The organism is Blautia hydrogenotrophica DSM 10507 (assembly GCF_034356035.1).
In the GTDB taxonomy this organism is placed as follows: domain Bacteria; phylum Bacillota; class Clostridia; order Lachnospirales; family Lachnospiraceae; genus Blautia_A; species Blautia_A hydrogenotrophica.
The window spans coordinates 1,158,920-1,183,335 of the sequence record NZ_CP136423.1; the positions used below are offsets into that span (position 1 = coordinate 1,158,920).

A 24,416-nucleotide genomic window follows, 5' to 3' on the forward strand; every position below is an offset into this window, starting at 1 on the left:
TTCTTTTTGGGAAGAATATGATAAACTAATGCTGAAAACTTTGCGGAACAAAGGAGATGTGGCATGAGTCAAAAGAAAGTTGATGCATATAAACAAAAGAAAGCGAACCGTGACAAAATTATAAAGAAAGAAAAGAGGATTCTTTTTCTGGAGAAAGCAGCAGGAGTGATGATTTGTCTGGCTGTGGTGGTATGGTTGGGATATTCTGTGTATGGGAAGGTAACTCAGCAGGAGGAGACTAAGACTACAGAGACAGTGATGGATGCCAGTGCGGTGGACGAGTATACCAATGAACTGGCAGAAGAAATCACAGATCCACAGAACACACCGGAAGCAGAAAATGAGATAGATGAGGCTGCGTCAGACGGTACCGTTCAAGAAAAGTGAGGTAAGTATCCGTAAAAGTACGTTTGACAACGTAAAAAAACCCCCAGACAGAAATTCTCTGTCTGGGGGTTTTCGTCACTCAGAATATCTACAATAATCTCTCTGTGACTGAGGACCCTGCCGGGCATATTTTGTTAGGTTTTATAATTTGGTGACATTTGCTGCTTGCATGCCACGTGCCCCTTCTGTCAGATCATAGGATACAGACTGTCCTTCTTCTAAAGACTTGAATCCTTCTCCGTTGATTGCAGAGAAATGTACAAATACATCTGCACCGTCTTCTCCAGTAATGAAACCATAACCTTTTTCGGCATTGAACCATTTCACAGTTCCTTTGTTCATAATGTTACCTCCATAAAAAAATAAAAATTGTAACTGTTCAGCTTACATCGCTGCAATGATTTGACAAAGAAGCCACAAAATCTGATAATCACAGGTGCCAACTGCAGTAAAACTCCGTGTGACTCCGAAAAATGTAGAACTGAATTGTTACAGGTTAAAGAAGTTACTGGTGAAATAAAAAATCACCAGTTTCTAGGAAATATATTGTTGTAATATACTTTCTAAAAACTCGTGATAGTCTTTACATCCAATATCTTCTATACTGAATCTAATTATAGAGGTATTTTGTCCAAAAGTCAAGGTAAAAAACTCTTTATTAAAAAGAATTTTTCGTGTATAGTATTGATTATAGGACTTATCATAAATATTAAGACCATATTAGTGTACAGATATAAAGTGAGTCATGCTACACAGTATATAGAAAGGATGGGTACAAAGGATGATCTTAATTCAGAATGGAAGGATTTTAGATCCAGCGACGGGTACGGACATGGTGGGAGACTTGCTGATAGAAGATGGAAAGATTTCGAAAGTTGGCAAGGAAATAGAGGAACAGTCGGCTCGCGTTGTAGATGCGAAGGGGTGTTATGTTATGCCTGGGTTAATTGACCTTCACGTGCATCTTAGAGATCCGGGGCAGGAGTACAAGGAGGATATTCGCTCCGGTTCCAGTGCGGCGGCCAGAGGAGGTTTTACGACGATTGTTGCAATGCCAAATACGAAACCAGTGATAGACCGGGCGGACCGAGTGGATTATGTGAGAAATAAATCAGAACAAATTGCGCCGATACACGTTCTTCAGGCAGGGGCGATCACCAAAGGCCAGGAGGGTGAGGAACTGGCAGATATTGAAGGGATGATTGCGGCAGGTGCTCCGGCTTTGTCGGAGGATGGCAAATCCGTGATGAATGCGCAATTGTATAAGCAGGCGATGTTGATTGCGGCTAAACATGACATTCCGGTGTTGGCACATTGCGAAGATAAAAGCCTCACAAATGGGGGGTGTATGAATGAAGATGAACGTTCTGAAGAATTGGGACTTCCAGGAATCTGCAATGCCTCTGAGGATGTGATTGCTGCCAGAGATATCATTCTTGCCAATGATACAGGAGTGAAGCTGCATCTTTGCCACTGTTCCACGAAGGCTACTGTGGTGATGATGAAAAAGGCAAAGGAAGAGGGATTTCGGGTGACAGCAGAGGTGTGTCCTCACCATTTCACTCTCAGCTCCGAAGATATTCCTGGAGATGATCCGAATTATAAAATGGCGCCTCCTCTTCGAAGGAGAGAAGATGTGGAGGCCTTAAGACAGGGTCTAAAAGAAGATATCATGGATGTGATCAGCACAGACCACGCGCCTCACAGCCAGGCAGACAAGACTGGTTCCATGCGCACAGCAGCCTTTGGGATTGTAGGGCTAGAGACGAGTGTAGCTCTTACGATCACAGAACTTGTAAAGACTGGAATTTTGACGCCGATGCAGATGGCAGAGAAAATGAGTTATAACCCTGCGAAAGTGCTTGGAATTGACCGGGGAACTCTCAGAGAAGGAGCGGCAGCCGATGTGGTTGTCATTGACCCGGATGCTCAGTACACGATCAATAAAAACAAATTTGCTTCCAAAGGCAGAAATACTCCTTTTCATGGAAGGAAAGTCTATGGAGAGGTACAGATGACAATCTGTGACGGAGAGATTGTGTACGAAAAAAGACAGAACATCTGAGTGTGGTGAAAAATACAAAGGAACATAAAGAACCGGAGGAGAGAAATTTATGATTAACAAACTGATTGATAAGATTCAAAAGACTCATGCGCCGATTGTGGTGGGGTTAGATCCCATGATGGACTATATTCCAAAACAGATTCAAGAGAAAGCGTTTCAGGAGTATGGAGAGACTTTAGAAGGAGCAGCGGAGGCTATTTGGCAATATAATAAAGGAATCGTGGATGCGACCTACGATTTGATTCCTGCTGTGAAACCACAGATTGCCATGTATGAACAGTTTGGAATTGAAGGCTTAAAAGTATATAAGAAAACGCTGGATTACTGTCAGGAGAAAGGCTTGGTGGTGATTGGGGACATTAAAAGGGGTGATATCGGTTCCACCTCTGCCGCCTACGCAGTGGGTCATCTGGGAAAAGTAAAAGTAGGGAGCAGAAGCTATGCGGGATTTAATGAGGACTTTGCCACAGTAAATCCTTATCTGGGCTCTGACGGGGTAAAGCCATTTATTGAAGTCTGCAAGGAGGAGAAAAAAGGGCTGTTTATTCTGGTCAAGACTTCTAATCCTTCCAGTGGGGAGTTTCAGGACCAGCTAGTAAATGGCCGGCCGCTCTATGAATTAGTGGGTGAAAAAGTAGCTCAGTGGGGCGAAGAGTATATGGGTGAACAGTATAGTTATATCGGAGCAGTGGTGGGAGCCACCTATCCGGAGATGGGAAAAGTTCTCAGAAAATTGATGCCAAAGACTTTTATCTTGGTGCCAGGATATGGCGCTCAAGGAGGAAAAGGTGCAGATTTGGTGCATTTCTTTAATGAAGATGGGCTTGGAGCGATCGTGAATTCTTCCAGAGGAATCATTGCAGCTTATAAGCAGGAAAAATATGCATCGTTCGGTGAGGAAAATTATGCAGATGCTTCTCGCCAGGCTGCACTCGATATGATCGCTGACATTAATGGGGCGTTGCAAAATCGCTAAAAGCCGGCCAGGAGAGAAAAATATGAGTACAAAGAAGATGGAGACTTGCAAAATTGTGAGTCAGGAAAAGATTGGAAATGGTATTTACAGCATGTGGCTTCAGACAGAGGAGATTGCAGGCCTGGCATCTGCAGGCCAGTTTGTGTCTGTGTACAGCAGGGACGGCAGTAGGTTGCTGCCGCGTCCGATCAGTATCTGTGAGATTGATAAGGAGAGAGGATGCTTGCGCTTGGTTTACCGGGTGGCAGGTAAGGGAACTTTGGAGTTTTCGCGTCTCCATGCTGGGATTTCTCTGAAGGTGATGGGGCCGTTGGGGAATGGCTTTCCGCTGGAAGAAGCGAGAGGAAGGCGCGTGCTTTTGATTGGAGGAGGAATTGGGATTCCTCCAATGCTGGAGACTGCAAAGCAGCTAGAGGCAGAAAAGATACTTGTGATGGGGTACAAAGACGAACTGTTTTTGGAAGAAGACCTGCGCGGACAGGGAAAGCTATATGTGGCGACTGAGGACGGGAGTGCAGGAACTAGAGGAAACGTGTTGGACGCTATCCGGGAGCACGAGTTGAAGGCGGAGATTATTTTTGCCTGTGGGCCATCTCCGATGCTGAAGGCGCTCAAAGAGTATGCTGCCCAGGAGAAAATTGTCTGTTGGATATCTATGGAGGAGAGGATGGCCTGTGGAATTGGGGCCTGTCTGGGGTGCGTCTGCCAATCTAAAGATATTGACAGTCATTCTCATGTGCACAATAAACGAGTGTGCAAAGATGGACCAGTATTTTTGAGTACGGAGGTGGAACTGTGACAGATACAAGGATTAGGATAGCCGGTGTGGAACTGAAAAATCCAGTTATGACAGCTTCCGGTACCTTTGGCTCCGGGGAAGAGTACAGTGAGTTCGTGGATTTGAATCAGTTGGGAGCTGTGGTTACGAAGGGAGTAGCTGACGTGCCGTGGCCGGGAAATCCCACTCCGAGAATCGCGGAAGTCTATGGCGGAATGCTCAATGCCATTGGATTGCAAAACCCAGGAATAGAAGTATTTTGCGAGAGGGATATTCCATTTTTAAGAAAATATGATACTAAAATTGTGGTCAATGTCTGTGGACATGCGCCGGAAGAGTACCTTAGAGTAGTGGAAAGACTGGCGGAAGAAAAGATTGACCTGATGGAGATCAATATTTCCTGTCCGAATGTAAATGCTAATTTTCTGGCATTTGGCCAGGAGCCGGCCTGTGTGGAACAGTTGACGGCACAGATCAAAAAAATTGCCCGTCAGCCGATCATCATGAAGCTTACGCCCAATGTGACAGATATCACAGAAGTGGCTAGGGCGGCAGAGGCCGGCGGCGCGGATGCAGTGTCTTTGATTAACACACTGACTGGAATGAAAATTGATGTTCAGCGCAGAACGTTTGCTCTGGCGAACAAGACTGGCGGGATGTCGGGGCCTGCGGTGAAACCGGTGGCAGTGAGGATGGTTTATCAGGTGGCGCAGGCAGTCGAAATTCCGATTATTGGAATGGGAGGAATCGTTACAGCTGAGGACGCTTTGGAATTTATATTGGCTGGAGCGAGTGCAGTATCTGTAGGAACTGCTAATTTCTTTCGGCCTGAGGCGACTTTGGAAGTGGTTCGGGGCATTGAAGAGTACATGGAAAAAAATGGAGTGAAACATATTCAGGAACTGATCGGAGCGGTCAGGTAGAGAACGGGTTCTGTAGAGAGGCAAAGGTGCTCTCCTTGCAATAGTTTATTGCATAGGGAGCGCCTTTGATTATATAGATTTCTAGAATAAGAGGCTAGAGGAAAGTATCCGTGTGGATTCCTCAATTGAAAATCTATGAAACTTATGGTAAAATTGTAAAAAATTTAGTGATATTTCTGGAGCATTCGGCGGGCAGCAAAGATATGTTTCGCTGGAAATGGCTGTGGAAAGAGAATAAGGGCGTAAATTAGTCCATAAATTATGGAGGTCTTAAGAGATATGGAACAGTATAAGCAGGAATTTATTGAATTTATGATCGATTGTAATGTTTTGAAGTTTGGAGATTTTGTGACGAAAAGCGGCAGAAAAACTCCTTTTTTTGTGAACACCGGTTTTTATCGGACGGGTGCTCAGCTTCGCAAATTAGGAGAATACTATGCAAGAGCGATTAAGGGAAAATTTGGCCTGGATTTTGATGTTTTGTTTGGACCAGCTTACAAAGGGATTCCACTGAGCGTGGCGGCTTCCATGGCAATCAGCGAACACTATGGAAAGGATATCCGTTATTGTAGCAACCGCAAAGAAGTAAAGGACCACGGAGATAAGGGGATTTTGCTGGGAAGTCCCATTGAAGACGGAGATAGAGTGGTAATTATTGAGGATGTGACGACTGCGGGCACTTCTATTCAGGAGACTTTGCCTATTATCAAGGCGCAGGGGCAAGTGACTCCGGTTGGACTGGTCGTGTCTGTAGACCGCATGGAACGAGGACAGGGAACTAAGAGTGCTCTGGCAGAGATTGAAGAGAAGTATGGGCTGAAGACGACGGCCATTGTCACCATGGCTGAGGTGGTAGAACATCTTTACAACAGAGAATACAAAGGAAAAATTATCATTGATGATGTATTAAAGGCAGCCATTGACGCATATTACGAGCAGTACGGCGTAAAATAGTCAAAGGAGGATTTTACCATGAATGAAAAAATTTATAAGACTATGTCTCATGCGGGCATCAGCAGTTTGGCTCTTGGAATTGTGACGCTGACTGTGGGGCTGGTATCTGGTATTTTAATGATTATTAATGGTGCGAAGCTAATGAAAAGAAAATTTGAGATAACGATATAGATAAGCTGCGCGCTTCCGTAAAGCTGGGGTGAAGACTTTCGGGAGTGCGTGTTTTAAAGTGAGTGCTGGGGTGGCGATGGAAGACATTCTTTTGGGGGAAATCCAAGGGCGAAGGAGTGCTTGTGAAAAAAATAACTAAAATCTGGGTACGGAGGGTGGGAGTGGCGCTCTTCGTGATATATGTGCTTTTGCTGGTATACTTTCTCTTTTTTTCAGAGGAATATGGGAGAGTGGCAGCAGCAGAGCGAGAATATCAGTATAATTTAATTCCCTTTGTGGAGATTCGAAGATTTTGGATTTATCGGGAACAGCTTGGGGCTTTTGCGGTATTTACGAATTTGTTCGGCAATATCATAGGTTTCATTCCATTCGGGGTACTGGTGCCGGTCATTTTTCAGGAATTTCGGGACGGAGGACTAATTGTACTATCAGGATTTGGATTGAGTTTACTGGTGGAGACCATTCAGTTGGTGACAAAGGTAGGCTCTTTCGACGTCGATGATATGATGCTGAACACATTGGGAGCATTTTTGGGTTACGTAATTTTTAAGATATGCGATAAGATGAGGAGAAAATATTATGGCAAAGAGGTATAGATATGCGTTTGCGCAGAGGAAGCCCGCAAAAAAAGGCATTTTTGCTGCTGCTTTGGCAGGGGTGTCTGTGGGGCTGTTTTTGCTTGCCGTTTTGATCTCGTTTTTTTGTGAAGGAGAGACGGTCTTAGCAGTAGGCGCTTTGATTGGAGGAATCAGTATTTTTGCCATTTTTCTGTCTGGATATGGGTTTATTCAGGGATTGCAGAGTTTCTCGGAGGAGAACAGGAGTCATACAGTCAGCATGGTGAGTGCAATTGCCAACGGAATCATCACTGTGGGCTGGCTGGCTCTATTTTTGATTGGAGTGTGAGAAAATGAATCGCTTTGAACAGCAGATGAAATTCATTTTGGAGATTGACAAAGTGAAGAATGTATTTCGGCAGACTTATCTGGCGGATGGAAACCGAAAAGAAAATGACGCAGAACATTCTTGGCATATGGCTATTATGGCATTTCTGCTAAAAGAGTATGCCCAGGAAGAGGTTGACATCATGAGAGTGGTTTTGATGGTCTTGATTCATGATTTGGTGGAGATCGACGCCGGGGATACTTATGCATATGACCTGGATGGGCTTCAGACGAAACGTGAGCGGGAAGTGAAAGCGGCGGAGCGTATATTTGGACTGTTGCCGAAGGACCAGGAGGAACAATTTCGGGAGCTCTGGGATGAATTTGAAGCCTATGAGTCGGCGGAAGCAAAATATGCCCATATGTTGGACAATTTTCAGCCGCTGATGCTAAATGACGCGTTAGATGGGAAGAGTTGGAAAGAACATAAGGTAAAGAAAAGCCAGATTTACAGCAGAAATGCCAAAACGATGGAGGGCTCCGAAAAGATTTGGGAATATATGAAGGATTTAGTGCAGAAAAATATAGATAGAGGAAATATACAAGATGAATGAAGAGGTGATTACAGATTGGAAGAAATGTTAAGAGAGCGTTTTCAGTTATCCCGTGATCGAATTGAGGAAGTTCGGACAGAGGAGAGAATTCAAGAGCCGTATCGAGATTATTTCCAAAAAAGTGCAGAGTTTTTAAAGATGGCTGCGGAACAATTGGAAATAAAAACGCAGGAGCATTCTCTAGAAGAATGGAAGAAGATTAATGGGAGACTCTATGAAGAGCTGTTTCCGGAACATTATGGACAATCTTACGCAAATCCAGCTTTTGCGGTGGAGAAGCTAGGAACTTATGGGCAGGTTTTAAGTTCTGTGTACGCGGAATTGCGGGGAGCTATCGTGTATGCCTATGAGGAAAAAATCTGGGATTTGACTGTTTGCCAGGAATTGTTTCTTGAGATTTATACGGCTTTTTGTGACACAGAGTTACCGAAGCCTGAGGCGGTACGGCAGATCTGGTATTGGTATGTGAGTGATTATTGCCAGGAGTTTTTAGAAGAGCGGATTTTGGAAAATGTTGATCCTTCCAGAGATTTTGCCGTCCGTGTGATCATGGACAGTGATTTAGAGGATTTGAGATATCTGTACCGGTACGGGGAGTATATCACAGAAAATGAACTGGGTGTGGCCCGTTTTTTGAATACGTTTTCCCAGGAAGAAATTGATAAGATGGCTCGTACCTATACAGAGGGGTATCGGATGGCGTTTGTGAACACGGGAAAGGATTTATCCGTGAAGAAGACGGTAAATATTCGTTATCCTCTGGGATTTGAGAGAATGGTACGTTCAGCGGTACAGCAATTTCAGGAGATGGGTTTGAAGCCTACGGTATACCGGTATGCGACTCATTTAATACAGCTTACTGCTCACAGAAATGGATTTTCAGGCGGAAATGCCAATCCGCAGTTTGAGTACGATCACAGGGAAGATGCAGCGTTGTTTTTAGACCATGATTTCGTACAGAGAAAGCTGCGGGCAATGCAGAACATCTATGAAAACCATCGAGAGCTGGCAGCTGGGCATGCAGGGCCAGCGGTGATTGAAGTATTTGGAGAGATGCCATTTTCCCCTAAAAATAGTGAAGGCGCTTGCTGTCTCAGCGAGGAACAAAGAAAGTTAAAAGTTTCCATGGACAATGAGAGTGCTCAGATCACAAATCGGTATATCAAGGGGGAGGAGCGAAGCTTTACAATCATCGCTTATCCGGTACCGCAGATTGGGGAACAGTTTCAGGAAATTTTCAAGGAGACGGTAAAGATCAATAATTTGGACTCCAAGCAGTACAGCTGTATACAGCAGACGATCATCGACACGCTGGATTCCTGTGAGTGGGTGGAGGTCAAGGGAAAGGGAGAGAACGAGACCGATCTTCTCATTCATCTGCACACGTTGCAGGAACCAGAGAGACAGACGAATTTTGAGAACTGTGTGGCCGACTGCAATATACCTGTTGGGGAGGTCTTCACTTCTCCGGTTCTGGCGGGCACAGGAGGAGTTTTGCATGTCAGTCAGGTTTATCTGAATGGGCTGCTGTTTAAGGATTTAAAATTAGTGTTTGATTGCGGACAGGTGATCGACTATGACTGCAAGAATTTTGAGTCAGAGGAAGAAAACCGCAGGTACATTGAAGATAACATATTGCATCACCACAGAAAAATTCCCATGGGAGAGTTTGCGATCGGCACGAACACGACTGCCTATGCTGTGGCGAAAAAATATGGAATTCACGATAAACTGCCGATCTTGATTGCGGAAAAGATGGGTCCGCATTTCGCGGTGGGAGATACCTGTTATACCTGGGCGGAAGATATTCCGGTTTATAACCCGGATGGAAAAGAAATCATTGCCCGGGACAATGAGATCTCAGCTTTGCGAAAAGAGGATTTAAGCATGGCCTATTATAATTGTCACACAGATATCACGATTCCTTATGAAGAACTGCAAAGTATTCGGGTGATTGACGAGGATGGAGAAATGGTCTCCATCATAGAGGATGGTCGCTTTGTGCTCCCAGGAACCCAGGAGCTGAACCGGCCATTAGAAGACATTCGTTGATAGAGGAAAGGCGGGAAAACCTGATTTCTGCGTTGACAGGAATGGGGAATCTTAGTAAAATTGTGGGAGACTGATATCAATAGAACTATGAATTCACATAAAGGAGAGGAAACCATGGCAAAAGTAGGTATTGTGATGGGCAGCGATTCGGATATGCCCGTAATGAGTAAGGCGGCAGATATTCTGGAACAATTGGGAATTGAGTTTGAGATGAAAATTATCTCTGCTCACAGAGAACCGGACGTATTTTTTGAGTACGCAAAGACCGCGGAAGAAAAAGGATTCAAAGTGATTATCGCAGGAGCAGGTATGGCGGCACATCTTCCAGGTATGTGCGCGGCAATCTTTCCGATGCCGGTGATTGGTATTCCTATGCACACCACCTCATTGGGAGGCAGAGATTCTTTATACTCCATTGTACAGATGCCATCGGGAATTCCAGTGGCAACAGTGGCTATCAACGGTGGTGCAAATGCGGGACTTTTGGCGGCAAAAATACTGGCAACTTCTGATCCAGAACTTTTAGATAGACTGAAAGAGTATTCTGCGACCTTGAAAGACCAGGTTGTAGCGAAAGATGAGAAACTACAAGAAGTGGGATATAAGAACTATACCAAATAATTGACAGGTGAAAATACGGAGGAAATTATGGATTATAAGAAGGCGGGCGTAGATATAGAAGCTGGTTATAAATCAGTGGAGCTTATGAAAGAGCATATTGCTAAGACGATGAGACCGGAGGTTTTGACAAATATCGGAGGATTTTCAGGTGCTTTTTCCATGGGGAAATTTAAAGATATGGAAAAACCTACTTTGGTGTCTGGTACGGATGGAGTAGGAACGAAACTAAAGCTGGCTTTTCTGATGGACCAGCATGATACGGTGGGGATTGACTGTGTGGCGATGTGTGTAAATGATATTGCCTGTGCGGGAGGAGAGCCATTGTTTTTCTTGGACTACATTGCCTGCGGAAAAAACTACCCGGAGAAAATCGCCCAGATTGTAAAAGGTGTCGCGACAGGCTGTGAGCAGTCTGATGCGGCTTTGATTGGTGGCGAGACCGCAGAGATGCCCGGTTTTTATCCGGAAGATGAATATGATTTGGCAGGTTTTGCGGTAGGAATTGTCGATGAGAAAGATCTGATTACAGGAAAAGACCTGAAAGAAGGGGATGTGTTAATCGGTATGGCTTCTTCCGGTGTTCATAGTAATGGATTTTCTCTGGTCCGCAAAGTTTTTGAGATGACGAAAGAGTCGTTGGATACTTATTACGACGAACTGGGGAGCACTCTTGGAGAGGCACTGATCGCACCGACGAAGATCTATGTGAAAGCTCTGAGATGTATTAAGGAGTCTGGTGTCCGTGTCAGAGCGTGTAGCCATATCACTGGCGGCGGTTTCTATGAAAATGTACCTCGTATGTTAGGAGAAGGGACCAGAGCGGTAATTAAAAAAGACAGTTATCCGATTCCTCCGATCTTTAAGCTACTGGCAAAGACAGGCCAGATTGAGGAAAAGATGATGTACAATACTTATAATATGGGACTGGGGATGATTGTGGCTGTGGATGCCAAGGATGTGGACAAGACGCTGGAGGCTATTCGAAAAGCCGGTGAACAGCCCTATATTGTAGGAGAAATTGAAGCTGGAGAAAAGGGAGTGACCTTATGTTGAAACTTGCAGTTTTAGTTTCAGGCGGAGGGACCAATCTTCAGGCGATCATAGATGCGATTGAAAAAAAAGAGATTACCAATGCTAAGATACAAGCGGTGATCAGCAATAATCGAAATGCCTATGCCTTGGAAAGGGCTAAGAGATATGGTATTGCTGGCCAATGCATTTCACCGAAGGATTTTCCGAACCGGGAGACTTTTTATGAAGAGCTTTTGAAGGCTTTGAAAGAGTGTAAAGCAGACTTAGTGGTTTTGGCAGGATATTTGGTGGCAATTCCACCCTGTGTGGTGGAGGCGTTTCCGAACCGTATTATCAATATACACCCGTCTTTGATTCCCTCTTTTTGCGGGGTTGGTTATTATGGGTTGAGAGTACACGAAGGAGCTTTGCAGCGTGGAGTCAAAGTGACGGGGGCCACGGTTCATTTTGTGGATGCCGGTACGGATACTGGGCCGATTATTCTACAAAAATCGGTGGAAGTTTTGCAGGGGGATACACCAGAGACGCTTCAGCGAAGAGTGATGGAGCAGGCAGAATGGGTAATTCTGCCCCAGGCGATTGATCTGATCGCAAATGGAAAAGTGACAGTTCATGACGGAAAAGCTGTGATTTCCCAGTGATTATTGGGAAAACGGTGTTCTAGGAGGAGAAAAATACAGATGAAAGTGTTGATTGTAGGAAGCGGCGGAAGAGAACACGCGATCGCATACAGTGTAGCAAAGAGTCCGAAGGTGGATAAGATTTACTGTGCTCCGGGAAATGCGGGGATTGGGACGGTTGCGGAGTGTGTGCCCATTGGCCCGATGGAGTTTGAGAAACTGGCACAGTTTGCTCAGGAAGAGCAGATGGATTTGACGATTGTGGGAATGGATGACCCTCTGGTGGGCGGAATTGTGGATGTATTTGAGGAAAAAGGTCTGCGTGTGTTTGGGCCGAGAAAGAATGCTGCAATTTTGGAAGGCTCAAAGGCATTCTCAAAGGATTTGATGAAAAAGTATCAGATTCCCACGGCTGCTTATGAGAATTTTGAGGACCCCCAAAAGGCGTTGGAGTACTTGGAGAAGGCGAAATTCCCCATTGTTCTGAAAGCGGATGGACTGGCTCTGGGAAAAGGAGTTCTGATCTGCAATAGCTTGGAAGAGGCAAAAGACGGCGTAAAAGAGATCATGTTGGACAAGAAGTTCGGCACTGCCGGCAACACCTTGGTCGTTGAAGAGTTTATGACTGGTCGGGAAGTCTCAGTATTATCTTATGTGGATGGAACTACGATTAAGACGATGACATCGGCGCAGGACCATAAACGTGCCAAGGATGGCGATCAGGGATTGAATACTGGCGGAATGGGAACGTTTTCACCCAGCCCGTTTTATACGAAGGAGATTGACGAGTACTGCCAGAAGCATATTTATCAGCCTACTGTGGATGCGATGAGAGCAGAGGGAAGACCGTTTACGGGAATTATCTTTTTTGGTCTGATGTTGACAGAGCAAGGCCCAAAAGTATTAGAATACAACGCCCGTTTTGGAGATCCTGAGGCTCAGGTAGTGCTGCCGAGAATGAAAAATGATATCGTAGAAGTCATGGAGGCCTGTATCGACGGCAAGCTGGATGAGATTGAGTTGCAGTTTGAGGACAATGCAGCAGTCTGCGTCGTATTGGCATCGGAGGGCTATCCGGTGAAATATGAGAAGGGGATTCCGATTACTGGCTTTGAAAATTTCCAGGGCAAAGATGGATATTACTGCTTCCACGCGGGAACAAAGCTGGAAGATGGACAGATTGTGACAAATGGAGGTCGTGTTCTGGGAATCACTGCGAAAGGAGCCAATCTGAAGGAGGCCAGAAAAAACGCTTATGAGGCCACGGAATGGATATCTTTTGCAAATAAATATATGCGACACGATATCGGAAAAGCGATTGATGAGGCATAAAGTTTAGAGCAAGGCTGGATAGTGTTTCCACGGAAATGCGCGTTGCGCGATGAAGTGGAAATACTATTCAGCCTTTCCCATAACAGAAACGCTCCGTCTCTTTTACTTGACTTTTTAGGGCGATTCGTTTATTATGATAATAATAAAACAAACACAGGGGTGCTGATGAGAATCGGCTGAGAAAAAGCGAGAAGTTTTTAACCCTAGAACCTGTATCTGGATAATGCCAGCGTAGGGAGTCATGAAAGGATTTTGTTATCATACCCTCTTGGATTATTCCAGGAGGATTTTTTTATAGGAGGTGTCTCTGGAATCTCCTATATGATCTTTCCTCTGGGATGTCCTGTACGACGAAAGGCACTCAAAGTTACAGGAACCATGACAAGGAGGAAGAGGTATGTATACGACACAGATGGATGCAGCAAAACGGGGAATTATCACAGAGGAAATGAAGGCAGTCGCGGCAGAAGAACAGATTAGTACGGAGGCGCTGCGGGACTTGGTGGCGAAAGGACAGGTGGTGATTCCAGCCAACAAGAATCACAAATGTCTGAAACCCCATGGGATTGGCAGAGCTTTAAAGACAAAGATCAATGTGAATCTGGGAACTTCCAAAGATTGTCTAGATCTAGATTTGGAGATGTCCAAAGTGATGGAAGCGGTGAAAATGGGAGCCGAGGCAATTATGGATTTGAGTTCTTTCGGGGATACACAGGTGTTTCGCCGCAAACTGACAGCAGAGTGCCCTGCAGTCCTAGGAACGGTGCCAATCTATGACGCTGTGGTCTATTACAATAAGGCATTGAAAGCGATTACTTCCCGCCAGTGGATTGACATTGTCAAAATGCACGCAGAGGACGGTGTGGATTTTATGACGATACACTGCGGAATCAATAAAGCTACTGCGGAGCGTTTTAAAAAGGCAAAACGTCACACAAATATTGTATCCAGAGGCGGTTCTATCATTTTTGCTTGGATGGAGCTGACCGGAAATGAAAATCCATTTTATGAATATTACGATGAGATCTTGGACATCTGCCAGCAGTACGATGTCACTTTGAGCCTGGGAGATGCATGTCGTCCAGGAAGCATTGCAGACGCAGGGGACATTCCACAGATCGAAGAGCTGGTGACTTTGGGAGAACTGACGATGAGGGCCTGGGAGAAAAATGTGCAGATCATGATTGAAGGCCCAGGACATATGCCTTTGAATCAGATTCGGGCTAACATGGAGATTGAGCAGACCATCTGTAAGGGAGCTCCTTTTTACGTGTTGGGACCTCTGGTGACGGATGTAGCGCCAGGCTATGACCATATCACCGCAGCGATCGGCGGAGCGATTGCGGCTACTTACGGTGCTTCATTTTTGTGCTATGTAACTCCAGCAGAGCATTTGAGACTTCCAAATCTGGAAGATGTGAAAGAAGGAATCATTGCCTCCAAAATCGCCGCCCATGCTGCGGATGTGGCAAAAGGTCTTCCAGGGGCCAGTGACTGGGACTACGAGATGAGTGAGGCCAGGAGAAATCTGGATTGGGACAGACAGTTCGAATTGGCGATTGATGAGGAAAAAGCCAGACGTTATCGTGCGGAATCCACTCCTGAGAGAGAGGATACCTGTACCATGTGTGGAAAGATGTGCGCGGTGAGAAATATTAATAAAATACTTCGCGGGGAAAATGTGGATATTATGGACTAGACAATAAAAGTATATTGTGGGAGTTGTCGATATTGAAAGGAAAGGATTGCTTCAGGCAGTCCTTTTCTGTATTATAAGGAGGCTTTTGGAAAGAAGTATATTAAGGAGTATCAGTCAGGTGCTTTGTCAGATGGTTTATTGACAAGAACAGAAGAAAGACGGTACAATGTACAAATCGAGGCTTACCTTCCAATACTGGGAGGTGTTATAGAATGATAGGAGCAGTTAGAAAGGATAAAAAAATGACGAGAGAAAGTATCATTAAAAATTTACAGACTGCAGATTGCTTTTACGTACCCTTCTCTGTGAGTACAAGAATGCCTTATGTGATGTGTGATCCGATAGATTTTGACGATCAGATACTTGTCTTTGAGAGAGAGGAAGATCTAAAAGCGTATGTCAAAGCGCAGGTGGAGCAAAAAAATCTGATGCAGGCCACGAGGGTGGAGAAGTCCATGTACAATAGATTTTATGGGAATCTCTATGGAATCGGTGTCAACGCGATCCTGTACAAAAAAGGAGATGAGGAACGAAAAATTGAGCTGAAAGATGTGGCAGTCCAGGCAGATTTTTCAAAGATTCCTGAGGAGAAGAAGCCGCTTTTGAATCCTACTTTGCAGTTGTCAGGAATATATTTTATGCAGGCGTGGCGTAGAAATCTACCGCCAGAGGAGAAAGGGGATATCCGATCTTTGGAGGAAGAATTGGTGGCAAACATCATACGGTCTAAGTTTCTTCTGGCTGTGGATATAAAAGGAGAAGGCGAGGAGAGGAAATTCAATGTTCCTTTTGTCAAGAATAAAGTAGGAGACATCTATCAGCCGTGTTTTTCAGATGTGATGGAGTTTCAGAAGTTTGCCGCAGAAAGAAAACTGGGATTCCTAAAAGTAGATTTTCAAAAAATGCCTGGTCTTTTGGCAAAACAGGCAAAAGGGTATGTGCTGAATCCGGCAGGAATCAATTTGATGCTTCAGCGAGAACAGCTAAACCGGATGGCAAAACTGAAATGACCGTGTGTCGTTGTAGACGAAATAGACGGAGAAAATGCACCTAATTTGTCTAAATTAATATCAAAAAATCTTGATTTTCTGGTCTTCTTGTGCTACTATGCATATAACAAAAGTTACGAGAGAGAAGGAATGCGAGAATGCTGATAGAAATAGATTTTAATAGTGATGAAGCAATCTATATGCAGCTGACCAATCAGATCATCATGGGGATTGCCACATCCAGGCTAAGAGAAGGGGACCCTTTGCCTTCTGTCCGGCAGCTAGCCGATACCATTGGCATTAATATGCATACGGTGAACAAAGCATATTCTGTGCTGAGGCAAGAGGGGTTTGTGACCATTGACCGTAGAAGAGGCGCAGTGGTGAACATCGACGTGGATAAGATAAAGGCACTTCAGGAAATGAAAGCGAATTTGACGGTTCTTTTAGCGAGAGGATGCTGTAAGAATATCACAAGGGAGGAAGTTCATCAGCTGATTGATGAAATTTTTGAAGAGTATTCGTGACAATGCTAACTAGAGGAGAGGACAATGCGAAAAAATTTTGAGATTTATACAGAACAAGCTAAGGCAGCTCTGAAATATTCAACACATGTGGCGAGGGATTTGAACAATAATTATGTTGGCACGGAACACATCTTGATGGCGTTGTGCAAGGTGAAAAATTCTACGGCACAGATGATTTTAGAAGAGTTTGGAGTAGAGACAGAAAAGCTTCAGGAGTTAATCAGTAAATTGATTGCACCGCCTTCTAACGTGTGTACCGATTTGGAACCAGATTACACCCCCAGATCGAAAAGGCTGATGCAGAATAGTGAAGATGAGGCAAATGCGGTGCAGGCGCAGAAGGTGGGAACAGAGCATCTGCTGATCGCAATGCTGAAGGATACGGAATGTGTAGCGACTCGTCTGCTGTATACGATGGGCGTGAATATTCAGAAAATGTTTCTTGCGGTTTTGGCGGCGACGGGGATGGATAAACAATATACGCAGGAAGAACTTCAGAATGGCAAATTTATGAAACCGAGGGAAAATGCCGCAGTGGCTACTCCGACGCTAGATCAGTACAGCAGAGACCTCACGGAACAGGCAGCCAGCGGGAAATTGGACCCTGTGGTGGGAAGAGAAGAAGAGATTGCAAGATTAGTACAGATTTTGAGTCGGCGGACGAAAAACAATCCTTGTCTGGTGGGAGAACCAGGTGTGGGGAAGACGGCCATCGTGGAAGGGTTGGCCCAGAGAATTGTCTGGGGGTTAGTGCCAGAGTCCATGAAGGACAAACGACTGGTGGTTTTGGATTTGTCCAGTATGGTGGCCGGTACGAAGTACCGAGGTGAATTTGAAGAGCGCATAAAAAATGTGGTAAAAGAAGTCACAGAGCACAGAGGAATTCTTCTGTTTATTGATGAATTGCACACGATCATTGGGGCTGGAGGAGCAGAAGGGGCACTGGATGCTTCTAATATCTTAAAGCCTTCTTTGTCTAGAGGGGAAATCCAACTGATTGGCGCGACTACGATAGAAGAGTACAGAAAACACATTGAAAAGGACGCTGCGTTGGAACGCAGATTCCAGCCGGTGACAGTGGAGGAGCCTTCAGAGACTGAGACTGTGGAGATCTTAAAAGGACTGCGGCCTTATTATGAAAATCACCATGGAGTTGTGATTGAGGACTCTGCGGTGGAGGCCGCGGTGAAGATGGCGGTACGCTATATCAATGATCGGTTCCTTCCGGATAAGGCGATTGACATCATTGACGAGGCGTCGTCGAAAGTGCAGCTCGCGGGGTATCAGGCTCCGGAGAGATTGGTTGCGCTGGAAAAAGAAGTGCAGCATCTGACGTTAGAGAAAGAAGCGGCTTTAAAGCGCGGGGATTTAGAAAAAGCAAAAGAAGTGCAGCAGCTTCAGGAGAGAAAACGTCAGACGATCAGTGAAGAGAAAGAGCGGGCAAACCGTCGTGGAAAACGAAAGAAGTTAGTTGTAACGGAGGACTCTGTGGCGGATATTGTCTCAGGCTGGACAAAGATACCAGTAAAAAAACTAGCTGAGAAGGAATCCCGGAGGTTAGTTAGATTAGAAAAAGAGCTTCACAGACGGGTGATTGGTCAGGAGGAAGCCGTCACAGCAGTGGCACAGGCAGTGAAAAGGGGACGCGTGGGATTGAAAGACCCCGCTCGTCCAATAGGTTCCTTCCTGTTTTTAGGACCCACAGGAGTGGGAAAAACGGAACTTTCAAAGGCTTTGGCGGAAGCCGTATTTGGCACGGAACAGGCGATGATACGAGTGGATATGTCGGAATATATGGAAAAGCATAGCGTGTCTAAATTGATTGGTTCACCGCCAGGATATGTGGGATATGATGAGGGAGGGCAGCTCTCGGAGAAAGTAAGACGCAACCCGTACAGTGTGATTTTGTTTGACGAGATCGAAAAGGCCCATCCAGATGTCTTTAATATTTTATTGCAGGTGCTGGATGATGGACACATCACAGATGCCCAGGGTAGAAAAATAGACTTTAAGCAGACGATTATTATCATGACTTCCAATGCGGGAGCTCAGGTAATCGTAGAGCCGAAAAAATTAGGCTTTGGGGCACAGGAAGATGAGAAGCAAGACTATGAGAGAATGAAATCTTCCGTGATGGATGAAGTGCGCAGGATGTTTAAGCCGGAGTTTTTAAACCGCATCGATGAAATCATCGTGTTCCATTCACTAAATAAAGAGCATATTAAGAAAATTGTAAGTATCCTTTTGAAAAACTTGGAAAAGAGATGCAAAGATACAATGGGAATCACTTTGAAGGTGAGCAATACTGTAAAAGAGCATTTGGCAGAGGCTGGATTTGACAGTAAATATGGCGCAAGGCCTTTGCGCCGTGCGATTCAGACAAAGATAGAGGATGCTATGGCTAATGAGATTTTGGAGGGCCGGATTCAGCAAGGTGATACGGTACATGTGCGTATGGTGAAAAAAGAAGTTTGTTTTGTGGTGGAAGAACAGAAGGAAGAAGAATGAGACAGAAAATACGCAAGCATCTTATTTTCAAAGGAAGAGTCCAAGGAGTCGGCTTTCGATTTGTAGCTAGACATTCTGCTGAGGCCATCGGACTTACTGGCTGGGTGAGAAATTGCTGGGACGGCAGTGTTGAGGCAGAGGTTCAAGGGACCTCGGAAGAAATAGGGCTGTTTTTGAAAAAGATATATGAGGCACGTTATATCCAGATTGAGGACTTAGAGGCAAAGCAGCTGCCCTTGAAAGAGGAACGAGGTTTTCAAGTACTTCACGGGTAACAGTTCAGCCTGACACTGTCCCGCGAGGCGTCACGCTGCATTTGCAGTGGGATCCCGAGGACAGCAGGCGCCAGACTGAGAGAATCGCAGTCTGTGTGCATACATTTGTGACAGTGAAGCCAAAAGGCTGAACGGTTATCTTCACAGTTGAATTATGCAGAGAAACTATGGAAAAAGAGTAAGTTTTATTATATAATAAACTTAATAAACACCCGCGTTGAATGCGCAGAAAGTTTGTAACGGTTCAGCCATGTAAGCTCAGATTCGCAGCTGCCGTATATGCGCCGGAATTTTCGCTTATAGCTGAATAGTTATAAAAGGTTCTCAAAAAGTCAAATGGACGCTTGAAGAGCCGGTGAAATCACATGAGATAGAGTCTTAGGGAGGACAATAAAAATGTCAGTAGTGAAGGAATTGATACGAACAGAGGAAAATGGAACCATCAGCTTTGGAAATTATGAGTTGAGTGTGAAATCCAAGGTTTCAGATTACGAGCACCGGGGAGATATGTATAAGGTGAAGACATTTTCTGAGATCACCAAGCTGGAGCGAAATGGAATGTTTGTATACGAATCGGTTCCGGGAACCACAGTTTTTGACTTGACACAGGAAAATGGAGGCATGCAGTTCGCTGTAGAGAGCAATGAAGATGCACAGATTACAGTGGAGCTGGAAGCAGATGCGGAATATGAGATTTACCTGGATGGAAAAAGCATTGGAAAGATGAAGACCAATCTGGGAGGAAAGCTTTCTTTCAGCATTGAATTGGAGAATGCTCTGCAGGTGGCTGTGAAAATTGTAAAATTATAAAAATCATAGAGAAAGAGGCTGCCAATAATTGCAGCCTCTTTTGTAGTGGGAGAAAAAGATGGCTAAAACAAGAAAAACCGTATATTTTTGCCAGAATTGTGGCTATGAATCAGCGAAATGGATGGGACAGTGTCCAGGCTGCAATGAATGGAATACTTTTGTGGAGGAGACAGTTTCACCGTTGTCGGCGGGAAAGAATGGAAAGAGGAGTCAAGGCTTGGCGAAGCCCAAGGGACTTAGTGAGATAGATTTGTCAGAGGACGAAAGAAAGAGTAGCGGCATGGGAGAGCTAGACCGCGTTTTGGGAGGCGGAATTGTCCAGGGGTCTTTGGTCTTGGTTGGAGGAGACCCTGGAATAGGAAAATCCACTCTGTTGTTACAGATGTGCCGTAATCTGGCGGGAAAGGAGACAGAAGTACTATATATCTCGGGAGAGGAATCTTTAAGACAGATCAAAATGCGTGCAATGAGGATTGGAACTTTTACAGATTCCCTAAAATTATTGTGTGAAACAAATCTAACCGTAATCCGTGAACTGATCGAGAAGAAAACACCTAAAGTGGCGATTATAGATTCTATTCAGACAATGTATGATGAGGATATTTCCTCGGCGCCAGGGAGTGTGTCACAGGTCCGAGAGTCCACGAGCGTGTTGATGCAGCTGGCAAAGGGGCTAGGTGTGACAATCTTTATCGTGGGCCATGTGACAAAAGAAGGAAATGTAGCAGGTCCAAGAGTTCTGGAACACATGGTAGATACTGTGCTCTATTTTGAAGGAGACCGCCATGCATCTTACCGGATTCTGCGTGCAGTGAAGAATCGTTTTGGTTCTACCAATGAAATTGGAGTGTTCGAGATGAGAAATGAAGGGTTGGGAGAGGTGAAAAATCCATCTCAGTTTTTGCTGGATGGGAAACCGCAAGGAGCTTCTGGCTCTGTGGTCGCGTGTTCTATGGAAGGAACTAGGCCGATTTTGATCGAGGTTCAGGCACTGGTATGTCAAAGTAATTTTGGAATTCCCAGGAGAACGGCGGCAGGAACCGATTTTAACAGGGTCAATCTATTGATGGCAGTGCTGGAAAAACGGGCGGGGTTGCATCTTTCCACTTGTGACGCCTATGTAAATATCGCTGGAGGCATTAAGATGAATGAGCCTGCAATCGACCTGGGAATTTGTCTTGCCATCGCATCTAGTAGTCGTGATGTAGTGGTGGATGACAGGCTTCTGGCATTTGGAGAGGTTGGACTGAGTGGAGAAGTCCGTGCAGTGAGCATGGCAGAGCAAAGGGTGGCTGAGGCGAAAAAACTGGGATTTGATAGGGTGATTCTGCCTAAAGTGTGTCAAAAGTCGGTGGAAAAAATCCAGGGGATTCAGAAGCTCTACGTGGAAACTGTGAGAGAGGCAATACAGTGTGTGTGCGAAAAAGTGTAACAGTTTTGCCATATAAGCTCGGATTCGCAGCTGCTTTTCTGCGTGATAAGTCCGGTAAGTGGGTACCGTACTTGCGCAGACAGGTCTGCGGTCTGTGTTAGGCGCGTGCTGTCAGTGTGTAGCGTCATTTGTCGAAAAGGAAAAACAAACGAAAAACAACTTGACAGAGTCAAGAAGATGAGATAGAATAAACAAGCTGTTTGTTACACATATAAAATTTCAACTATTCCAAAAAATAGATGAAATTAGAAAAATGATATTATTTCAGAAAAATATAAAAAACAGCTTGACAATCTCTGAAAGAGATGGTAATATGACAAAGTTCTCAGAAATGAGACAAAGCCATGTCGAAGAAATTCAAAAAAACTTGAAAAAGTTCTTGACAGGAGGGGAAAGACATGGTAGTATAACAAAGCTGCTTCAAGCGAGGCGCCAGGAACTGACAAAAAAGTTTAAAAAAGTTAAAAAAGTTCTTGACAAACAGAAAGCGGTTTGGTAAGATAATCAAGCTGACTCGCGAGAGGGAAGCAAAGAACCTTGATAACTGAACAGTAAAACACATAGAACTCGAAAATTCTTTACATTCAAGAACGGTTTGAACGAACCAAAAGCAGTAATGAGGAATTAGGATAGCCAAGGGTTATCCTGAGACATCAAACACTAATTCAGAGAGTTTGATCCTGGCTCAGGATGAACGCTGGCGGCGTGCTTAACACATGCAAGTCGAACGAAGCGATAGAGAACGGAGATTTCGGTTGAAGTTTTCTATTGACTGAGTGGCGGACGGGTGAGTAACGCGTGGGTAACCTGCCCTATACAGGGGGATAACAGTTAGAAATGACTGCTAATACCGCATAAGCGCACAGCTTCGCATGAAGCGGTGTGAAAAACTGAGGTGGTATAGGATGGACCCGCGTTGGATTAGCTAGTTGGTGAGGTAACGGCCCACCAAGGCGACGATCCATAGCCGGCCTGAGAGGGTGAACGGCCACATTGGGACTGAGACACGGCCCAAACTCCTACGGGAGGCAGCAGTGGGGAATATTGCACAATGGGGGAAACCCTGATGCAGCGACGCCGCGTGAAGGAAGAAGTATCTCGGTATGTAAACTTCTATCAGCAGGGAAGAAAGTGACGGTACCTGACTAAGAAGCCCCGGCTAATTACGTGCCAGCAGCCGCGGTAATACGTAAGGGGCAAGCGTTATCCGGATTTACTGGGTGTAAAGGGAGCGTAGACGGTTTGGCAAGTCTGATGTGAAAGGCATGGGCTCAACCTGTGGACTGCATTGGAAACTGTCAGACTTGAGTGCCGGAGAGGCAAGCGGAATTCCTAGTGTAGCGGTGAAATGCGTAGATATTAGGAGGAACACCAGTGGCGAAGGCGGCCTGCTGGACGGTAACTGACGTTGAGGCTCGAAAGCGTGGGGAGCAAACAGGATTAGATACCCTGGTAGTCCACGCTGTAAACGATGAATACTAGGTGTCGGGTGGCAAAGCCATTCGGTGCCGCAGCAAACGCAATAAGTATTCCACCTGGGGAGTACGTTCGCAAGAATGAAACTCAAAGGAATTGACGGGGACCCGCACAAGCGGTGGAGCATGTGGTTTAATTCGAAGCAACGCGAAGAACCTTACCAAATCTTGACATCCCTCTGACCGGGAAGTAATGTTCCCTTTTCTTCGGAACAGAGGAGACAGGTGGTGCATGGTTGTCGTCAGCTCGTGTCGTGAGATGTTGGGTTAAGTCCCGCAACGAGCGCAACCCTTATTCTTAGTAGCCAGCAGGTAGAGCTGGGCACTCTAGGGAGACTGCCAGGGATAACCTGGAGGAAGGTGGGGATGACGTCAAATCATCATGCCCCTTATGATTTGGGCTACACACGTGCTACAATGGCGTAAACAAAGGGAAGCGAAGGGGTGACCTGGAGCAAATCTCAAAAATAACGTCTCAGTTCGGATTGTAGTCTGCAACTCGACTACATGAAGCTGGAATCGCTAGTAATCGCGAATCAGAATGTCGCGGTGAATACGTTCCCGGGTCTTGTACACACCGCCCGTCACACCATGGGAGTCAGTAACGCCCGAAGTCAGTGACCCAACCGAAAGGAGGGAGCTGCCGAAGGTGGGACTGATAACTGGGGTGAAGTCGTAACAAGGTAGCCGTATCGGAAGGTGCGGCTGGATCACCTCCTTTCTAAGGAAAAGAGAAGGAGTAGAGGAGACATGTGTTTTACTGTTGAGGTATTAAGGGAGGAGGAAGTTCTTGCGCACAGGGGTGCGAAGAACAGCTTTCGTACTAAGTTCGGTGCGGAGCGCCTCACTAAGTACTCAATGCTTCTGGCGGCGATGCGTTTGGGGGAGACACCCGTACCCATCCCGAACACGACGGTTAAGACCCAGACGGCCGAGGGTACTGCACTGGAGACGGTGTGGGAGAGTAGGTGGCTGCCAGATTAAAAGAAAATAACAGTGGAAAGCTGTTGAGATAAAACGGCATGGTCGGAACCATGCAACCTACATCAGCAGGGAAATGCTGTTCCAATAACTGGTTTTACCAGTGATGAAAGCAGAGAAGAGATTGTCTGTTTTCATGGCTGATAAAACATCAGTCAGGATTGTACCTTGAAAATTGCATACATGAGAAATAAATCCTTGAAAAACGCCGTGTTGCCTGGTAGGGACGCATTCAATGGTGCACTTACTTAGGTAACGCGCAAGATAGGAAGACATCGATGATAAGTTATCATCAAGAGGAAAGAAGGCCA

General features: G+C 45.3%; 24 protein-coding genes, 2 rRNA genes and 1 riboswitch. Of the genes, 25 read left to right on the forward strand and 1 reads right to left on the reverse strand.

Annotation, left to right across the window (positions count from 1 at the left end; translation table 11 throughout):
* The first annotated feature begins 63 nt into the window (after nucleotides 1–63).
* Nucleotides 64–387, forward strand: a complete 324-nt coding sequence (locus BLHYD_RS05515) for a hypothetical protein (protein ID WP_005949793.1) — start codon at nucleotides 64–66, stop codon at nucleotides 385–387.
* A 141-nt stretch (nucleotides 388–528) separates the two neighbouring features.
* On the opposite strand, the gene BLHYD_RS05520 is transcribed toward BLHYD_RS05515, so the two are convergent.
* Entirely contained in the window at nucleotides 529–729 is a 201-nt protein-coding gene (locus BLHYD_RS05520) for a cold-shock protein (RefSeq protein WP_005949794.1), read from the reverse strand.
* Between the two features lie 439 nt (nucleotides 730–1,168).
* Here BLHYD_RS05520 and BLHYD_RS05525 point away from each other — a divergent pair, with 439 nt between their 5' ends.
* The 24 genes from BLHYD_RS05525 (at nucleotide 1,169) to rrf (ending at nucleotide 24,105) form a co-directional block, all read left to right on the forward strand.
* Nucleotides 1,169–2,452 carry a dihydroorotase gene (locus tag BLHYD_RS05525; protein WP_005949796.1) on the forward strand — a complete coding sequence of 428 codons (1,284 nt, stop codon included), beginning with the start codon at nucleotides 1,169–1,171 and terminating at the stop codon, nucleotides 2,450–2,452.
* Nucleotides 2,453–2,501: 49 nt separating this feature from the next.
* Complete coding sequence (gene pyrF / locus BLHYD_RS05530) at nucleotides 2,502–3,428, forward strand: orotidine-5'-phosphate decarboxylase (protein WP_005949798.1); 927 nt, start codon at nucleotides 2,502–2,504, stop codon at nucleotides 3,426–3,428.
* Nucleotides 3,429–3,450: 22 nt separating this feature from the next.
* Nucleotides 3,451–4,227, forward strand: a complete 777-nt coding sequence (locus tag BLHYD_RS05535) for a dihydroorotate dehydrogenase electron transfer subunit (RefSeq protein ID WP_021845361.1) — start codon at nucleotides 3,451–3,453, stop codon at nucleotides 4,225–4,227.
* Nucleotides 4,228–4,274: 47 nt separating this feature from the next.
* Nucleotides 4,275–5,129, forward strand: coding sequence for a dihydroorotate dehydrogenase (locus BLHYD_RS05540; RefSeq protein WP_050769905.1), 855 nt, complete (start codon nucleotides 4,275–4,277; stop codon nucleotides 5,127–5,129).
* A 279-nt stretch (nucleotides 5,130–5,408) separates the two neighbouring features.
* Nucleotides 5,409–6,083 carry an orotate phosphoribosyltransferase gene (gene pyrE, locus BLHYD_RS05545; protein ID WP_021845359.1) on the forward strand — a complete coding sequence of 225 codons (675 nt, stop codon included), beginning with the start codon at nucleotides 5,409–5,411 and terminating at the stop codon, nucleotides 6,081–6,083.
* 18 nt (nucleotides 6,084–6,101) lie between these two features.
* Nucleotides 6,102–6,254: a hypothetical protein gene (locus BLHYD_RS05550; protein WP_005949808.1), complete on the forward strand. Its 153-nt coding sequence runs from the start codon at nucleotides 6,102–6,104 to the stop codon at nucleotides 6,252–6,254.
* A gap of 122 nt (nucleotides 6,255–6,376) precedes the next feature.
* Nucleotides 6,377–6,850 carry a VanZ family protein gene (locus tag BLHYD_RS05555; RefSeq protein ID WP_021845358.1) on the forward strand — a complete coding sequence of 158 codons (474 nt, stop codon included), beginning with the start codon at nucleotides 6,377–6,379 and terminating at the stop codon, nucleotides 6,848–6,850.
* Nucleotides 6,834–7,160 (forward strand): hypothetical protein, encoded by a 327-nt coding sequence (locus tag BLHYD_RS05560; protein ID WP_005949811.1) that lies wholly within the window; start codon nucleotides 6,834–6,836, stop codon nucleotides 7,158–7,160. The genes BLHYD_RS05555 and BLHYD_RS05560 overlap by 17 nt, the downstream gene beginning before the upstream one ends.
* 4 nt (nucleotides 7,161–7,164) lie before the next feature.
* Nucleotides 7,165–7,752 carry an HD domain-containing protein gene (locus BLHYD_RS05565; RefSeq protein WP_005949813.1) on the forward strand — a complete coding sequence of 196 codons (588 nt, stop codon included), beginning with the start codon at nucleotides 7,165–7,167 and terminating at the stop codon, nucleotides 7,750–7,752.
* 24 nt (nucleotides 7,753–7,776) lie between these two features.
* Complete coding sequence (locus BLHYD_RS05570; RefSeq protein WP_005949815.1) at nucleotides 7,777–9,804, forward strand: aminopeptidase; 2,028 nt, start codon at nucleotides 7,777–7,779, stop codon at nucleotides 9,802–9,804.
* Nucleotides 9,805–9,918: 114 nt separating this feature from the next.
* Nucleotides 9,919–10,425, forward strand: a complete 507-nt coding sequence (gene purE, locus BLHYD_RS05575; protein ID WP_021845356.1) for a 5-(carboxyamino)imidazole ribonucleotide mutase — start codon at nucleotides 9,919–9,921, stop codon at nucleotides 10,423–10,425.
* A 27-nt stretch (nucleotides 10,426–10,452) separates the two neighbouring features.
* Nucleotides 10,453–11,478, forward strand: coding sequence for a phosphoribosylformylglycinamidine cyclo-ligase (gene purM / locus BLHYD_RS05580; RefSeq protein WP_040350670.1), 1,026 nt, complete (start codon nucleotides 10,453–10,455; stop codon nucleotides 11,476–11,478).
* Nucleotides 11,472–12,098: a phosphoribosylglycinamide formyltransferase gene (gene purN, locus BLHYD_RS05585; protein ID WP_005949822.1), complete on the forward strand. Its 627-nt coding sequence runs from the start codon at nucleotides 11,472–11,474 to the stop codon at nucleotides 12,096–12,098. The genes purM and purN overlap by 7 nt, the downstream gene beginning before the upstream one ends.
* Nucleotides 12,099–12,137: 39 nt before the next feature.
* Entirely contained in the window at nucleotides 12,138–13,409 is a 1,272-nt protein-coding gene (purD, locus tag BLHYD_RS05590; protein ID WP_005949824.1) for a phosphoribosylamine--glycine ligase, read from the forward strand.
* A gap of 145 nt (nucleotides 13,410–13,554) precedes the next feature.
* Nucleotides 13,555–13,664: riboswitch (TPP riboswitch) on the forward strand.
* 142 nt (nucleotides 13,665–13,806) lie between these two features.
* On the forward strand, nucleotides 13,807–15,108 hold the full coding sequence (gene thiC / locus BLHYD_RS05595; RefSeq protein ID WP_005949828.1) for a phosphomethylpyrimidine synthase ThiC: 1,302 nt from the start codon (nucleotides 13,807–13,809) through the stop codon (nucleotides 15,106–15,108).
* Between the two features lie 212 nt (nucleotides 15,109–15,320).
* On the forward strand, nucleotides 15,321–16,118 hold the full coding sequence (locus tag BLHYD_RS05600; RefSeq protein ID WP_005949832.1) for an SseB family protein: 798 nt from the start codon (nucleotides 15,321–15,323) through the stop codon (nucleotides 16,116–16,118).
* Nucleotides 16,119–16,255: 137 nt separating this feature from the next.
* A complete protein-coding gene (locus BLHYD_RS05605; protein ID WP_005949834.1) occupies nucleotides 16,256–16,624 on the forward strand; it encodes a GntR family transcriptional regulator in 369 nt (122 codons plus the stop codon).
* Between the two features lie 24 nt (nucleotides 16,625–16,648).
* Entirely contained in the window at nucleotides 16,649–19,132 is a 2,484-nt protein-coding gene (locus BLHYD_RS05610; RefSeq protein ID WP_005949836.1) for an ATP-dependent Clp protease ATP-binding subunit, read from the forward strand.
* The gene (locus tag BLHYD_RS05615) at nucleotides 19,129–19,407 is read left to right on the forward strand and encodes an acylphosphatase (protein ID WP_005949838.1); all 279 of its coding nucleotides are present in this window, start codon (nucleotides 19,129–19,131) and stop codon (nucleotides 19,405–19,407) included. The genes BLHYD_RS05610 and BLHYD_RS05615 overlap by 4 nt, the downstream gene beginning before the upstream one ends.
* Before the next feature lie 396 nt (nucleotides 19,408–19,803).
* Nucleotides 19,804–20,217 carry a hypothetical protein gene (locus tag BLHYD_RS05620; protein WP_005949842.1) on the forward strand — a complete coding sequence of 138 codons (414 nt, stop codon included), beginning with the start codon at nucleotides 19,804–19,806 and terminating at the stop codon, nucleotides 20,215–20,217.
* A 58-nt stretch (nucleotides 20,218–20,275) separates the two neighbouring features.
* On the forward strand, nucleotides 20,276–21,649 hold the full coding sequence (radA, locus tag BLHYD_RS05625; protein WP_005949844.1) for a DNA repair protein RadA: 1,374 nt from the start codon (nucleotides 20,276–20,278) through the stop codon (nucleotides 21,647–21,649).
* Nucleotides 21,650–21,902: 253 nt separating this feature from the next.
* Nucleotides 21,903–22,148, forward strand: coding sequence for a hypothetical protein (locus BLHYD_RS05630; protein WP_322141404.1), 246 nt, complete (start codon nucleotides 21,903–21,905; stop codon nucleotides 22,146–22,148).
* A 163-nt stretch (nucleotides 22,149–22,311) separates the two neighbouring features.
* Nucleotides 22,312–23,845 (forward strand): 16S ribosomal RNA (locus tag BLHYD_RS05635).
* A gap of 142 nt (nucleotides 23,846–23,987) precedes the next feature.
* Nucleotides 23,988–24,105 (forward strand): 5S ribosomal RNA (gene rrf / locus BLHYD_RS05640).
* Nucleotides 24,106–24,416 lie beyond the last annotated feature (311 nt).

Excerpts from the sequence above, each read along its gene's own strand:
- BLHYD_RS05515 (WP_005949793.1), top strand. The coding sequence starts at position 64 with ATGAGTCAAAAGAAAGTTGATGCATATAAACAAAAGAAAGCGAACCGT.
- BLHYD_RS05520 (WP_005949794.1), bottom strand. The coding sequence starts at position 729 with ATGAACAAAGGAACTGTGAAATGGTTCAATGCCGAAAAAGGTTATGGT.
- BLHYD_RS05525 (WP_005949796.1), top strand. The coding sequence starts at position 1,169 with ATGATCTTAATTCAGAATGGAAGGATTTTAGATCCAGCGACGGGTACG.
- pyrF (WP_005949798.1), top strand. The coding sequence starts at position 2,502 with ATGATTAACAAACTGATTGATAAGATTCAAAAGACTCATGCGCCGATT.
- BLHYD_RS05535 (WP_021845361.1), top strand. The coding sequence starts at position 3,451 with ATGAGTACAAAGAAGATGGAGACTTGCAAAATTGTGAGTCAGGAAAAG.
- BLHYD_RS05540 (WP_050769905.1), top strand. The coding sequence starts at position 4,275 with ATGACAGCTTCCGGTACCTTTGGCTCCGGGGAAGAGTACAGTGAGTTC.
- pyrE (WP_021845359.1), top strand. The coding sequence starts at position 5,409 with ATGGAACAGTATAAGCAGGAATTTATTGAATTTATGATCGATTGTAAT.
- BLHYD_RS05550 (WP_005949808.1), top strand. The coding sequence starts at position 6,102 with ATGAATGAAAAAATTTATAAGACTATGTCTCATGCGGGCATCAGCAGT.
- BLHYD_RS05560 (WP_005949811.1), top strand. The coding sequence starts at position 6,834 with ATGGCAAAGAGGTATAGATATGCGTTTGCGCAGAGGAAGCCCGCAAAA.
- BLHYD_RS05565 (WP_005949813.1), top strand. The coding sequence starts at position 7,165 with ATGAATCGCTTTGAACAGCAGATGAAATTCATTTTGGAGATTGACAAA.
- BLHYD_RS05570 (WP_005949815.1), top strand. The coding sequence starts at position 7,777 with ATGTTAAGAGAGCGTTTTCAGTTATCCCGTGATCGAATTGAGGAAGTT.
- purE (WP_021845356.1), top strand. The coding sequence starts at position 9,919 with ATGGCAAAAGTAGGTATTGTGATGGGCAGCGATTCGGATATGCCCGTA.
- purM (WP_040350670.1), top strand. The coding sequence starts at position 10,453 with ATGGATTATAAGAAGGCGGGCGTAGATATAGAAGCTGGTTATAAATCA.
- purN (WP_005949822.1), top strand. The coding sequence starts at position 11,472 with ATGTTGAAACTTGCAGTTTTAGTTTCAGGCGGAGGGACCAATCTTCAG.
- purD (WP_005949824.1), top strand. The coding sequence starts at position 12,138 with ATGAAAGTGTTGATTGTAGGAAGCGGCGGAAGAGAACACGCGATCGCA.
- thiC (WP_005949828.1), top strand. The coding sequence starts at position 13,807 with ATGTATACGACACAGATGGATGCAGCAAAACGGGGAATTATCACAGAG.
- BLHYD_RS05600 (WP_005949832.1), top strand. The coding sequence starts at position 15,321 with ATGATAGGAGCAGTTAGAAAGGATAAAAAAATGACGAGAGAAAGTATC.
- BLHYD_RS05605 (WP_005949834.1), top strand. The coding sequence starts at position 16,256 with ATGCTGATAGAAATAGATTTTAATAGTGATGAAGCAATCTATATGCAG.
- BLHYD_RS05610 (WP_005949836.1), top strand. The coding sequence starts at position 16,649 with ATGCGAAAAAATTTTGAGATTTATACAGAACAAGCTAAGGCAGCTCTG.
- BLHYD_RS05615 (WP_005949838.1), top strand. The coding sequence starts at position 19,129 with ATGAGACAGAAAATACGCAAGCATCTTATTTTCAAAGGAAGAGTCCAA.
- BLHYD_RS05620 (WP_005949842.1), top strand. The coding sequence starts at position 19,804 with ATGTCAGTAGTGAAGGAATTGATACGAACAGAGGAAAATGGAACCATC.
- radA (WP_005949844.1), top strand. The coding sequence starts at position 20,276 with ATGGCTAAAACAAGAAAAACCGTATATTTTTGCCAGAATTGTGGCTAT.
- BLHYD_RS05630 (WP_322141404.1), top strand. The coding sequence starts at position 21,903 with ATGATATTATTTCAGAAAAATATAAAAAACAGCTTGACAATCTCTGAA.